The sequence below is a fragment of the Geodermatophilus sp. SYSU D00684 genome, assembly GCF_054050455.1.
Window position 1 is genome coordinate 120,001 of the sequence record NZ_JBJGZI010000011.1, and the last position, 13,272, is coordinate 133,272.

Annotated in this window: 11 protein-coding genes; 3 read left to right on the plus strand and 8 right to left on the minus strand. The window is 73.8% G+C overall.

The genetic code is table 11. The features are described from left to right. Positions 1-46 precede the first annotated feature (46 nt). The 7 genes from ACI79L_RS10220 to dnaK form a co-directional block, all read right to left on the minus strand. On the minus strand, positions 47-1,675 hold the full coding sequence (locus ACI79L_RS10220) for a DHA2 family efflux MFS transporter permease subunit (protein WP_456936676.1): 1,629 nt from the start codon (positions 1,673-1,675) through the stop codon (positions 47-49). A 59-nt stretch (positions 1,676-1,734) separates the two neighbouring features. Then, positions 1,735-2,241, minus strand: a complete 507-nt coding sequence (locus ACI79L_RS10225; protein WP_456936677.1) for a MarR family winged helix-turn-helix transcriptional regulator — start codon at positions 2,239-2,241, stop codon at positions 1,735-1,737. A gap of 156 nt (positions 2,242-2,397) precedes the next feature. Next, complete coding sequence (locus ACI79L_RS10230) at positions 2,398-2,925, minus strand: MarR family winged helix-turn-helix transcriptional regulator (RefSeq protein ID WP_456936678.1); 528 nt, start codon at positions 2,923-2,925, stop codon at positions 2,398-2,400. Further along, positions 2,922-3,401, minus strand: a complete 480-nt coding sequence (locus tag ACI79L_RS10235) for a heat shock protein transcriptional repressor HspR (protein ID WP_456936679.1) — start codon at positions 3,399-3,401, stop codon at positions 2,922-2,924. Before ACI79L_RS10235 ends, ACI79L_RS10230 begins: the two co-directional genes overlap by 4 nt. Beyond that, positions 3,398-4,618, minus strand: coding sequence for a molecular chaperone DnaJ (gene dnaJ, locus ACI79L_RS10240; protein WP_456936680.1), 1,221 nt, complete (start codon positions 4,616-4,618; stop codon positions 3,398-3,400). The genes ACI79L_RS10235 and dnaJ overlap by 4 nt, the downstream gene beginning before the upstream one ends. Before the next feature lie 34 nt (positions 4,619-4,652). After that, entirely contained in the window at positions 4,653-5,372 is a 720-nt protein-coding gene (grpE, locus tag ACI79L_RS10245; RefSeq protein WP_456936681.1) for a nucleotide exchange factor GrpE, read from the minus strand. Then, on the minus strand, positions 5,369-7,249 hold the full coding sequence (gene dnaK / locus ACI79L_RS10250) for a molecular chaperone DnaK (RefSeq protein ID WP_456936682.1): 1,881 nt from the start codon (positions 7,247-7,249) through the stop codon (positions 5,369-5,371). Before dnaK ends, grpE begins: the two co-directional genes overlap by 4 nt. A gap of 624 nt (positions 7,250-7,873) precedes the next feature. Here dnaK and ACI79L_RS10255 point away from each other — a divergent pair. The 3 genes from ACI79L_RS10255 (at position 7,874) to ACI79L_RS10265 (ending at position 12,579) form a co-directional block, all read left to right on the plus strand. Continuing rightward, a complete protein-coding gene (locus tag ACI79L_RS10255) occupies positions 7,874-10,168 on the plus strand; it encodes a heterodisulfide reductase-related iron-sulfur binding cluster (protein ID WP_456936683.1) in 2,295 nt (764 codons plus the stop codon). Between the two features lie 103 nt (positions 10,169-10,271). Further along, complete coding sequence (locus ACI79L_RS10260) at positions 10,272-11,243, plus strand: DUF389 domain-containing protein (RefSeq protein ID WP_456936684.1); 972 nt, start codon at positions 10,272-10,274, stop codon at positions 11,241-11,243. Positions 11,244-11,301: 58 nt separating this feature from the next. Further along, a complete protein-coding gene (locus tag ACI79L_RS10265) occupies positions 11,302-12,579 on the plus strand; it encodes a CynX/NimT family MFS transporter (RefSeq protein WP_456936685.1) in 1,278 nt (425 codons plus the stop codon). Here ACI79L_RS10265 and dcd read toward each other — a convergent pair. Then, the gene (dcd, locus tag ACI79L_RS10270; RefSeq protein ID WP_456936686.1) at positions 12,545-13,135 is read right to left on the minus strand and encodes a dCTP deaminase; all 591 of its coding nucleotides are present in this window, start codon (positions 13,133-13,135) and stop codon (positions 12,545-12,547) included. The two genes, ACI79L_RS10265 and dcd, sit on opposite strands and share 35 nt — an antisense overlap. Between the last annotated feature and the right edge of the window lie 137 nt (positions 13,136-13,272).

The following is a 13,272-nucleotide window of genomic DNA, read 5'->3' on the forward strand; positions in this document are numbered from 1 at the left end:
ACGACGGCCCGCTCCCCTGCCGGGGAGCGGGCCGTCGTCCGTTCTGTCAGCGGGTGGTGCCGACCGCCTCGTCGTCGGCGAGCGCTGGGCGGGGCTCGCGGGCCAGCCGCTCCTCGCCGCTCTCGGTGCGCAGGGCCACCTCGCGGATGAGCAGGACGGCCGCAACGGCGACCACCGCGATGACCGCGGAGACGAGGAAGATCCGGCCGGTCGCGTCGCCGTAGGAGACCCGGATGAGCTCCTGGACGGCCGGCGGCGCGTCCGCGAGGCTCGCCAGGCCGATGCTGCCCGAGCCGCTGCCGGCCGCGGCCGCCTCCGGCGGCAGGCCGGCGGTGATCAGGTCGGTCACCCGGTTGCTGAGCACCGCGCCGAGCACCGAGACGCCGATGGTGCCGCCGAGGCTGCGGAAGAAGGCCACCGCCGACGACGCCGCACCGAGGTCGCTCGCGGCCACGGTGTTCTGCACCGCGAGGACCAGGTTCTGCATGGTCATGCCGATCCCGACGCCGAGGACGAACAGGAAGACGCCGAGCAGCACCATGTCCGTCTCGTGGTCGATGGTCGCCAGCAGCCCGAAGCCGGCGACGACGAGCAGCGACCCGGCCACCAGGAACCGCTTCCACCGGCCGTGGCGGGTGATGAGGATGCCCGAGACGGTGGAGGAGACCAGCAGGCCGCCGACCATGGGGATCGTCAGCAGGCCGGCCGCCGTCGGCGAGTAGCCGCGGGAGATCTGCAGGTACTGGCCGAGGAAGACGGTCGACCCGAACATCGCCACACCGATCGCGACGCTGGCCAGGATGCCGAGGGTCGTCGTCCGGTCGCGGAACAGCCGCAGCGGGACGATCGGCTCGGCCGCGCGCAGCTCGGTCACCACGAACGCGACGATCGCCAGCGCGCTGCCGGCGAGGAACAGCGCCGTCTCGACCGAGGCCCACGCGAACCGGTCGCCGGCGAGGGTGACCCAGATGAGCAGCCCGGAGACGCCGGCGGTGAGGAAGGCTGCGCCGAGGTGGTCGATGCGGACCCGGCGCCGGGTCACCGGCAGGTGCAGCGTGCGCTGCAGCAGCACCAGCGCCACGGCGGCGAAGGGGACGCCGACGTAGAAGCACCAGCGCCAGCCGAGCCAGCTGGTGTCGACCAGCAGGCCGCCGAGCAGCGGGCCGCCGACGGTGGCCACGGCCATGACCGCGCCGAGCAGGCCGGAGTACCGGCCGCGCTCGCGGGGGCTGATCATCGCGGCCATCGCGATCTGCACCAGCGCCTGCAGGCCGCCGAGGCCCAGGCCCTGGAGCACGCGCCAGCCGATGAGCGTGCCCACCGACTGGGACAGGCCGGCGAGCATCGAGCCGACGATGAAGACCACGATGGAGATCTGGATCAGCAGCTTCTTGCTGAACAGGTCGGCGAGCTTGCCCCAGATCGGCGTGGACGCCGTCGAGGCGAGCAGGGTCGCGGTGACGACCCAGGTGTACTGGCTCTGGCTGCCCCGCAGGTCGGTGATGATCGTGGGCAGGGCGTTGGAGACGACGGTCGAGGACAGGAACGCCACGAACATCGCCAGCAACATCCCCGAGAGGGCCTCGAGGATCTGCCGGTGCGTCATGCGGCCCTGCTGCTCGGCGGGCGCCTCCGCCGCTGGGGCGGCGACGGCGGGCTCGCGGGTGGCGGTCACGGTGCTCCTGGTCGGTGCGGGTGCGGGTGTGGACGGCGGCCCGGACGGGCGGGTGGCGGTCACGAGGCGGCCCCGACGGCGTGCGGGGAGCCGGCGGAGGAGGCGCGGACCGCGGCCGATGGCGCGGCGCGGTCGAGGTCGTCGGCCAGCCGCTCCAGCAGCTCGGTGAGCCGGTGGGCGTCGGCCTCGTCCCAGCCGGCCAGGGCCCGGGTGGCCCACTCCGAGCGCAGCGCGCGGGTCTGGGCCAGGGCGGCGACGCCGGCGGCGGAGACCCGGATGAGGCTGGCGCGGCCGTCGTCCGGGTCGGGCCTGCGCTCGACGAGGCCGGCCCGCTCGAGGGCGGCGACCTGACGGCTGGCGACCGAGACGTCGACGCCGGCCTGCACGGCCAGCGCGCTGCAGCGCTGCTCGCCGTCGCGCTGGAGCGGGACGAGCAGCGCCCAGCCGAAGGAGGGCAGCCCCCCGTAGACGGAGTCCGCGGCCCGGCCGGACACGTGCCGGCCGGCCCGGACGAGGCGCGCGATGCCGGCGGTGAGCCGCTCGCGCGTCTGGGAGGTGATGGGCATGGCGTCCTCGTGGACCAGGTGATTGCAGACCACAACCATACATCCAGTTGGTTGCTGTCTACAACCGCACACCCGCCCGGCGTGTTCCCCGCAGACGACGACGGCGCCCGGACCGCAGGGGTCCGGGCGCCGTCGGAGGTGGAGCGGGAGGGCGGGTCAGGTCGCGGTAACCGCGGCGTCCCCCGCCTCGCGGGCCTCACCGAGCCGGTTGAACCGGGCCAGCAGCTCGCCGAGCTGGGCGACGTCCTCGGCCGGCCAGCCGGACAGGTCGGCCTCCCAGCGCTCCCGGCGGGCGTCGCGGATGCGGGCGAGCCGGGCCGCGCCCTCGGGCGACGGGGTGAGGACCTGCGCCCGCCCGTCGGCGGGGTCGGGCTCGCGGTCGACCATGCCGAGCGCGACCAGGGAGGCCACCTGGCGGCTGACCGTGCTCTTGTCCAGGCCGAGCCGGGCGACCAGGTCGCTGGCGCGCAGCGGGCCGGCGTCGGCCAGCAGCGCGAGCAGGCCGTAGGCCGCGCCGTCGAGGTCGGGGTGCAGCTCGCGGGCGAGCCGGGCCGAGATGGCCCGCGACCGGCGCAGCAGCAGGCCGATCTCGCGCTCCAGCCGCACGAAGGACTCGTGCTGCTCCTGGCGCGTGCTGGTCACGTCTCCCTGGACGACGACGGCGCCGCCGGGGTTCCCGCTCACCGCTGCGGCTCCCTCGGGCGCCAGACGACCAGCGCGGCCGTGCTCTGCCGCCGCACCGGCACGAGGTCGGTGCCGACCAGGTCGCGGCCGTAGCCGCTGCGCATCGCCGTCTCCGCGGCGATCCGCCGGTGCTCGGACTCCTCGAGCTCGGCGACCAGCTCGTGCACCCGCTGCTGCAGCGCCTCGACCTGGGACTCCAGGTCGATGATCCGCTTGATGCCGGCCAGGTTGACGCCGTCCTCCTGGGACAGCCGCTGGACCTCGCGCAGCAGCGCGACGTCGCGCGGGCTGTAGCGCCGCCCGCCGCCCGCCGTGCGGCCAGGGGTGACCAGGCCGAGCCGGTCGTACTGGCGCAGCGTCTGGGCGTGCATGCCGGCCAGCTGCGCGGCCACGGAGATGACGAAGACCGGTGCGTCGTCGGCGACGGCGCGGCTCGCGTCGGCGCGGTCGCGGCCCTCGGTCCCCGCGGCGCTCACCGGGTGCTCCCGCGGTCGGCGTTGCGCTGGGTGGCCGCGGTGATCTGCGGGCGCGGGTCACCCAGTTCGGCGTCGAGGGTCTTCACCGCCCGCTCGGCCTCGGCCGAGAGCCGCTTCGGGACGGCGACCTCCACGGTCACCAGCAGGTCGCCGGTGCGGCCGCGGCCGGGCACGCCCCGCCCCCGGACCCGCAGCGTGCGGCCACTCGCGGTGCCGGCGGGCACCTTGAGCGTGACGTTGCCGTCCAGGGTCGGCACGGTCAGCGTCGTGCCGAGGACCGCCTCCGGGAAGGTGACCGGCACGGTGATCGTGACGTCGTCGCCCTTGCGGCCGAACAGCTCGTGCTCGCTGACGTGCACGACCACGAACAGGTCGCCGGCGGGTCCGCCGCGTCGTCCGGGCGCGCCCTTGCCGGCCAGCCGGATCCGCTGCCCGTCCTTGACGCCGGCCGGGATCCGCACGGTGATCGTGCGGGTCTGGGTGGTGACGCCGTCGCCCTGACAGGTCGGGCACGGGTCGTCGACCACCTGGCCGGTGCCGCGGCAGTTGCGGCACGGCTCGGAGAAGGCGAACGCGCCCTGGCTGCGGCTGGTGACCCCGGCGCCGCCGCACACCTCGCAGGTGTGCGGCGCGGTGCCGGGGCGGGCGCCACTGCCGGCGCAGGTCGGGCAGGTGCCCGGGCTCTGCATCCGCAGCGGCACGGTGACGCCGAGGACGGCCTCCTCGAACGAGAGGGTCGCCTCGGTCTCGACGTCCTGCCCGCGGGCCGGCCCGGACGCCGCCTGGGAGCGGGCCCGGGCCGAGCCCGGCGCGCCACCGCCGAAGAGGTTGCCGAACAGGTCGCCGAGCCCGCCGCCCCCGCCGCGCGTCCCGGCGCCCCCGGCGCCGCCGAAGAGGTCGCCCAGGTCGAACGGCTGACCGCCGCCGGCCCCACCGGGGAAGCCCCCGGGGAACCCGGCGCGCGCCCCGGCGCCGCCGGAGCCGAACAGCCGGCGGGCGTCGTCGTACTCGGCCCGCCGCTTGGGGTCGGACAGCACGTCGTAGGCCTCGGAGACCTCCTTGAAGCGTGCCTCGGCCTGCGTGTTGCCCGGGTTCTTGTCCGGGTGCAGGTCGCGGGCGAGCTTGCGGTAGGCCTTCTTGATCTCCGCGGCGTCGGCGCCCTGGGAGACGCCCAGCGCGGCGTAGTAGTCCTTCTCGATGAAGTCCCGGGTGCTCATCGGACGCCTCCTCTCTGCGTCTGGTGGCGACCGGTCAGCCGGCGGCCGGGGTCTCCCCCGGCACGCCGCCGCCGGCCGCCTCCTGCTCGGGGGCGGCCGCGCCGCCCGCCGGCTCGGTCACGGACACCATGGCCGTGCGCAGCACGCGCTCGCCCCGGCGGAAACCCTGCCGCAGGACCGTCGTCGCGGTCGGCACGGCGACCTGGTCGGACGTGTCGTGCAGGACGGCCTCGTGCAGCGCCGGGTCGAACGGGTCGCCCGCGACGCCGAAGGCCTCCACGCCCAGGCCGTCGAGCAGCCCGAGCACGCGGTCGGCGACCACCTTGAAGGCGCCGGTCAGGTCGCCGTGGTCCCGGGCCCGCTCGATGTCGTCGACGATCGGGAACAGCTGGGCGGCGAACCGCTCGGCCGCCTGGTCGACGACGAGCTGCCGGTCCCGGTCGACCCGCCGCCGGTAGTTGGCGTACTCGGCGGTGACCCGCTGCAGGTCCTCGGTGCGCTCGGCCAGCTGGCGCGACAGGTCGCCGTCCGCGGCGCTGTCGCCGACCGGCGCGGCCGGGGCCTCCGGGACGGCGGTCTGGTTCTCGGTCATCTGCTCCCCTGGCGATGGGTGGGCCGGTGTCTGTGCCGGAGCCGGGCGGGGCGGGACGCCGGCCGGCTGCTCGCCGGCCGGCGTCCGCACCTCACCGCTGACGGGGTCGATCCGCCGCTTGTCCCGGATCACGACCCGCGGCTGCTCGTCCCCCTGGCTCATCGGCGGTCGGAGTCCTCGTCGACGATCTCGGCGTCGACGACGTCGTCGTCGCCGGACGGGGCCGACGCGCCGAACCCGTCACCGGAGGCACCGGCGGCACCGGCGGCACCGGCGCCGTCACCGGCACCGGCCTGGGCCTGCTGCGCGTAGAGCGCGCCGCCGACCTCCTGCGAGACGCGGGCGACCTTCTCCTGCGCCGACTTGATCGCGGCGATGTCCGAGCCGCCGAGGGCGGAGCGCAGCTCGGTCAGGGCCTCGCCGAGCTCCTCCTTCTTGTCGGCCGGGATGCGCTCGCCGTTCTCCGCGAGGAACTTCTCGGTCTGGTACTGCAGCGACTCGGCGAGGTTGCGGGTCTCGGCCTCCTCGCGGCGGCGCTTGTCCTCCTCGGCGTGGGCCTCGGCGTCGCGCATCATCCGCTCGATGTCCTCCTTGGGGAGGGCCGAGCCGCCGGTGATGGTCATCGACTGCTCCTTGCCCGTGCCCAGGTCCTTCGCGGACACGTGCACGATGCCGTTGGCGTCGATGTCGAAGGCGACCTCGATCTGCGGGACCCCGCGGGGCGCCGGCGGCAGACCGGTCAGCTCGAACATGCCGAGCTTCTTGTTGTACATCGCCATCTCGCGCTCGCCCTGGAAGACCTGGATCTGCACGGACGGCTGGTTGTCGTCGGCCGTCGTGAAGATCTCGGAGCGCTTGGTCGGGATCGTGGTGTTGCGCTCGATGAGCTTGGTCATGATCCCGCCCTTGGTCTCGATGCCGAGGGACAGCGGGGTGACGTCGAGCAGCAGGACGTCCTTGACCTCGCCCTTGAGGACACCCGCCTGCAGCGCCGCGCCGATGGCGACGACCTCGTCCGGGTTGACGCCCTTGTTGGGCTCCTTGCCGCCGGTCAGCTCGCGGACCAGCTCGGTGACGGCCGGCATGCGGGTCGAGCCACCCACCAGGACGACGTGGTCGATCTCGCCGACGGAGACGCCGGCGTCGCGGATTGCCTGGTTGAACGGCGCGCGGGTGCGGTCGAGCAGGTCCTGGGTGAGCCGCTGGAACTCGGCGCGGGTCATCGTGACGTCGAGGTGCAGCGGGCCCTCGGCGCCGGCGGTGATGTAGGGCAGGTTGACGTTGGTCGACTGCGCGCCAGACAGCTCGATCTTGGCCTTCTCGGCGGCCTCGCGGAGGCGCTGCATGGCCAGCTTGTCCTTGGACAGGTCGATGCCGTTCTGGGCGTTGAACGTCTGCACCAGGTGCTTGACGATCCGCTCGTCCCAGTCGTCACCGCCGAGGTGGTTGTCACCGGCGGTGGCCTTCACCTCGATGACGCCCTCGCCGATCTCGAGCAGCGAGACGTCGAACGTGCCGCCACCGAGGTCGAAGACGAGGATCGTCTGCTCGGTCTCGCCCTTGTCCAGGCCGTAGGCCAGCGCGGCCGCGGTCGGCTCGTTGACGATGCGCAGGACGTTGAGGCCCGCGATCTCACCGGCCTCCTTGGTGGCCTGGCGCTGCGCGTCCTCGAAGTAGGCGGGGACGGTGATGACGGCGTCGGTCACCGGCTCGCCCAGGTAGGTCTCGGCGTCCCGCTTGAGCTTCTGCAGGATGCGGGCGCTGATCTCCTGCGGCGTGTACTTCTTGCCGTCGATCTCGCCGGTCTGCCAGTTGGTGCCCATGTGGCGCTTGACCGACCGGATGGTGCGGTCGACGTTGGTGACCGCCTGGTTCTTGGCCGACTGGCCCACCAGGACCTCGCCGTTCTTGGCGAACGCGACGACCGAGGGCGTGGTGCGCGAGCCCTCGCTGTTGGCGATGACCGTCGGCTCGCCGCCCTCCAGGACGGTGACGACGGAGTTGGTGGTGCCGAGGTCGATGCCGACCGCTCGTGCCATGGAGCTGGCTCCTCTTCCGTGTGCTCGGGTGGTGCTGGGTGTCGTGGGGGTCGGTCGAGGGACCGCCTGCCTTGCGCGGGGTCCGCTCAACTTTCCTGCCCACCCTAACGGCAGCCCTCCCGGCCGTGTTCCCGAGGGGTGCTCGACGTCGAGTGGCGTCCCCGCCCGCCCGTCCTCACCGCGCGGTGCCCGACCTCGCGCCGCAGGGGGGTCGGGCACCGCACGGCGAGGTCGGTGGTGGGGCGTGCGCGGATCAGGCCCGGGACGCGGTGACCGCGGCGTGTCCCGGCGGCGGGAGCCCCGGCACTCACCGGCCGGCCGGAACCCGTCCGGAAACACGCCCTCGTCGTGTTCCAGCGACACCGGCGCGTCACGAAACCGCACGTCAGGACGCCGACCGGTGGGCGGAGAGCACCATCGGGCCGCCCCGGATCGGGGCTCCGCGCCTCTGGTTACTGCCGAGTAACCTGAGCGCACCCCGGCTATCGTGCTGGGCTGCGTGGGCACTGCCGCCCGCGCGTGATCCGCCCCCGGTCCCCAGGGCCGGAGACGGCGGCGGGACCCTTCTCGTCGTCCGGTGCGGACGGAGTCAACCGACGCCGCGTGGCGTGGGGAGAGGGAATCATGACGGGCCCCCTGCAGATCGTGTTCGGCACGATCAGCGTGCTGTTCCTCATCGTCTCGGTCGTCCTCGCCTACCGGGCCGTCCGCGCCATGGTGCGGATCATCCGCACCGGCCAGCCGGACTCGAGCCGGAACGGGCCGGTCGGCCCGCGGCTGAAGACGCTCGTGGTCGAGTCGCTCGGCCACACCCGGATGCTCAAGTGGTCGGCCATCGGCGCCGCCCACTGGTTCGTCTTCGTCGGCTTCTACGGCCTGTTCCTCACACTGGTCGAGGCCTTCGGCGAGGTCTGGAACCCGGCCTTCCACCTGCCGCTCATCGGCGAGTGGAGCCTGTGGAACCTCTTCGCCGACGTCATCGGCACCGGCACGATCGTCGGGATCCTGTACCTGATCTACCGGCGCCAGAAGGACCACCCGCGCCGGCAGGGCCGCACCAGCCGCTTCGCCGGCTCCAACGAGGGCCGCGGCTACTTCGTCGAGGCCGTCGTCCTCACCGTCGGCGTCTGCATCCTGCTGATCCGCGCGCTGAAGATCTCCTCGGACCTCACCGACGCGCCGGCCTGGTCGCACCCGTTCTCGGGCCTGCTGGCCACCGTGCTGCCCGACAGCCCCGACCTGCTCAGCACCGTCGCGTTCGTGAAGATCGTCGTCTCGCTGACCTGGCTGGTGGTCATCAGCCGGATCCTCAACATGGGCGTGGCCTGGCACCGGTTCAGCGCCTTCTTCAACATCTACTTCAAGCGCGAGGGCACCAGCGGCGCCCCGGCCCTCGGCCCGCTGCAGCCCATGACCTCGAACGGCAAGCCGATCGACTTCGAGGACCCGGGCGAGGACGACGTCTTCGGTCGCGGCAAGATCGAGGACTTCACCTGGAAGGGGATGCTCGACTTCACCACCTGCACCGAGTGCGGGCGGTGCCAGAGCCAGTGCCCTGCCTGGAACACGGGCAAGCCGCTGTCTCCCAAGATGGTGATCATGGACCTGCGGGACCACCTGTACGCCAAGGCCCCGTACCTGCTCGGTGAGAAGACCGCGTCGGAGACCGCGCCCGACTACGACGTCCTGAAGCCCAGCGACGAGCAGGTCTGGGCCTCCGGCTACGCCCGCATCGAGGGCACCAACGACGCGCAGGCGCACCGCCCGCTGGTCGGCACCCTCGAGGAGGGCGGGGTCATCGACCCCGACGTCCTGTGGAGCTGCACCAACTGCGGCGCCTGCGTCGAGCAGTGCCCGGTGGACATCGAGCACATCGACCACATCGACGACATGCGCCGCTACCAGGTGCTCATCGAGTCGAACTTCCCGTCCGAGGCCGGCGTGATGCTGCGCAACCTCGAGAACCGCGGCAACCCCTGGGGCGTCAGCCCCAGCACCCGCGAGGACTGGATCAAGGAGGTCGACTTCGAGGTCCGCATGGCCGACGGCCCGCTGCCCTACGACGTCGAGTACCTGTTCTGGGTCGGCTGCGCCGGCGCCATCGACGACCGCGCCAAGAAGGTCACCAAGGCCGTCGCGGAACTGCTGCACACCGCCGGCGTCGAGTTCGCCGTCCTGGGCTCCGGGGAGACGTGCTCGGGCGACCCGGCCCGCCGCATGGGCAACGAGTTCGTCTTCCAGATGATGGCCCAGGAGAACGTCGAGACCCTCAACGGCGTCTTCGAGGGCCGGGTGCCGGGCACCCGCAAGATCGTCACGACCTGCCCGCACTGCTTCAACTCGCTCGGCCGGGAGTACCCGCAGGTCGGCGGCGAGTACGAGGTCGTCCACCACACGCAGCTGCTCAACCAGCTGGTGGAGGAGGGCCGGCTCACCCCGGTGACCCCGGTCGACCGCAAGGTCACCTACCACGACCCGTGCTTCCTCGGCCGGCACAACAAGGTCTACACGCCGCCGCGGGAGATCCTCGACAGCGTGCAGGGCCTCTCCACCCAGGAGATGCACCGCTGCAAGGACCGCGGCTTCTGCTGCGGCGCCGGCGGCGCGCGCATGTGGATGGAGGAGAAGATCGGCAAGCGGATCAACGTGGAGCGCACCGAGGAGGCCCTCGGCCTCGACCCGGACGTCATCTCCACCGCGTGCCCGTTCTGCATCACGATGCTGTCGGACGCCCTGACGGCGAAGAAGCAGAACGGCGAGGCCGCCGAGCACGTCGAGGTCCTCGACGTCAGCCAGATCCTGCTGCGCTCGATGGCGCCGGTCGGCGCCCCGGGCACCGAGCACGGCGCCGAGGTCGGCACCGCGGACGACGACGTCGCGGGCACCGGCTCGGCCGCCACCGGCCACGGCCAGGCCTGACCGCCCGGTCCCGCACCACCCCGACGGACGCCGTCGGCGAGGCACCCCCTCGCCGGCGGCGTCCGTCGTCTCCGGGGGGAGGTCCTCCGGTAGAACACCGCGCGTGCTGCTGCAGTTGCGGGTGACCGTCCCGCCCGACCGGACCGGCGCCGTCCGCGACCTGCTCGTCCGCTGCCCCGGGACCGCGCACCTGGCCGTGCTGCCCGGCGCCTCGGTCGAGCCGCCCGGCGACCTGGTCCTCGCCGACGTCGCCCGCGAGTCCGCCGACGCCCTCGTCGGGGCGCTGCGCGAGCTGCACGTCGACCGCGACGGCGGCATCGCGATCGAGGCCGTGGACACCGCCGTCTCCGCCGTCGCCGAGCGGGCGGAGGAGGCCGCGCCGGGCGACGGCTCGGACGCCGTCGTCTGGGAGCAGGTGGTGCGGACCACGGCGGCGGACTCGTCGCTGTCGGTGGCGTACCTGTCGTTCCTGACCATCGCGACGCTGCTGGCGGGCATCGGGATCGTCAACGACTCGGCGATCCTGGTGATCGGCGCGATGGTGCTCGGCCCGGAGTTCGGCCCGCTGGCGGGGCTGGCCGTCGCCCTGGTGGCCCGCCGGCGCGGGGTCGCCCGGGCGGCGGTCCGCGCGCTGGTCGTCGGCTTCGCCCTGGCGATCGCGGTCACCGCGCTGGCCGCGCTCGCCGCCCGCGGGCTGGGGTGGGTCGGTCCCGAGGTGCTCGCCGTGGACCGCCCGCAGACCGGGTTCATCACCGCGCCGGACCACTGGTCGGTGGTGGTGGCGGTCCTGGCCGGGATCGCCGGCGTGCTGTCCCTGACGTCGGCGAAGAGCGGGGCGCTGGTCGGCGTCTTCATCTCCGTGACGACGGTCCCCGCCGCCGCGGACATGGCCGTGTCGCTGGCCCTGGGCGGCGGCGCCGAGTTCTGGCGCGCGGCCCTGCAGCTGGGGATCAACCTCGCCGGCATCCTGCTGGCCGCCGTGACCACCCTGCTCCTGCAGCGGGTGCTGTGGCGGCGGGTCCCCCAGGTGCTGCCGCGCTTCGAGCCGACGCCGCGCACGGGCCTGCGCACCTGAACGGTTGGCCTGTGCACCCGCCTCGGGGTCGGGCCGGCGCGCGGGGGACCATCGACGGGTGACCCGCACGGCCGACGACGCTCCCCCGATCCCGACGGCCGGCGAGCGACGGCGCGGTCTCGCGCTCGTCGGGGTCGCCATCGTGCTGACCGCCGCGAACCTGCGGACGGCGGTGACCACCGTCGGCCCGGTGCTCGAGGAGCTCGAGCGCGGGCTGGGCGTCTCCAGCGCCGCGGCCGGTGTGGTGACGACGCTGCCGGTGCTGTGCTTCGCCGCGATCGGCTTCGCCGGGCCGCCGCTGGCCGCGCGGTTCCGGGACGCCCACGTGCTGGCCGGCGCGCTGCTCACCATGGCCGCCGGGCTGGTGCTGCGGGCGGTCGTCGACTCGTTCCCGCTGTTCGTCGCCGGCACCGTGCTGGCGATGGTCGGCGGCGCGCTCGGCAACGTGCTGCTGCCCGGCCTGGTCAAGCGCTGGTTCCCCGAGCGCACCGGCCTGCTGGTGGGCGCCTACAGCGCGTCCATGGCCATCGGCGGCGCCGTCGCGGCGATCTCCACCGCGCCGATCGCCGCCGCCGTCGGCCCGGGCGGCTGGCGGTGGGCGATCGGCGTGTGGGCACTGCTGGCGCTGGTCGCCGCGGTGCCGTGGCTCCTCGCCCCGCGCTCGCCCGGCGCGGGCCGGGGCACCCACCGCGCGGTGCGGATGGCGCCGCTGGCCCGCAGCCCGCTGGCGCTCACCCTGGCCGCCTTCTTCGGCCTGCAGGCGACGCAGGCCTACGTCGTCATGGGCTGGTCGGCGCAGTACCTGCGCGACTCCGGCCTGAGCGCGGCCACCGCCGGGCTGCTGCTGGGGATCAACTCGGTCGTCGTCATCCCGGTCAACGCGGTCACCCCGTCGCTCACCGTCCGCCAGCGGTGGCAGCGGCCGCTGCTGCTGGGCTTCATGGCCTGCTACGTCGTCGGCTGGGCCGGGCTGTGGCTGGCCCCGCGCACGCTGCCGTGGCTGTGGATGAGCGTGCTCGCCGTCGGCATGGGCACCTTCAGCATGGTGCTGGCGCTGATCGGGCTGCGCGCCCGGACGCCGGAGACGACGGCGGCGCTGTCCACGGTCACCCAGGGCTGGGGCTACGTGCTGGCCGGCGCCGGGCCGCTGCTGGTCGGCGTGCTGCGCGGTGCGACCGGCGGCTACACCGGCATGTTCGTGCTCGTCGCCGTCGCCACCGTCGGGCTCACGGTCACCGGGTGGCTGGTCACCCGGGACCGGTTCGTCGACGACGAGGTGCCCGGCTGGTCCCCCGCGGCCGTCAGCCCTGCGGCCGCCGGGTCTCCGCGCGGGTGAAGTTGCGGAACGAGCGCGACGGCGTCGGCCCGCGCTGGTCCTGGTAGCGGGAGCCGTACACCGCCGAGCCGTACGGGTGCTCGGCCGGGCCGGTGAGCCGGAACAGGCACAGCTGGCCGATCTTCATGCCCGGCCACAGCGTGATCGGCAGGTTGGCCACGTTGGACAGCTCCAGCGTGATGTGGCCGGAGAAGCCGGGGTCGACGAAGCCCGCCGTGGAGTGGGTGAGCAGGCCCAGACGCCCGAGCGAGCTCTTGCCCTCCAGCCGGGCGGCGAGGTCGTCGGGGATGGTGACGACCTCGAGGGTGGAGCCGAGGACGAACTCGCCGGGGTGCAGGACGAACGGCTCGTCGCCGTCGGGCTCGACCAGGGTGGTCAGGTCGTCCTGCTGCTGGGCGGGGTCGATGTGGGTGTAGCGGGCGTTGTTGAACACCCGGAAGTAGCGGTCGAGCCGGACGTCGATGCTCGAGGGCTGCACCAGCCCCGCGTCGTGCGGCTCGATGCCGAGACGCCCCTCGGCGATCGCGGCGCGGATGTCGCGGTCGGACAGCAGCATGGCGCGGAGTCTAGGGAGGCCGCCCGGCGCGCCCCCCGCTTCCCGCGGGACCAAGGTCCCGGAGCGCCCCTCTCGGGTCGCGTCCGGACGGATCCTGCCGATACCTGCCGGGACGACCCACCGGACGCAGGAGGACA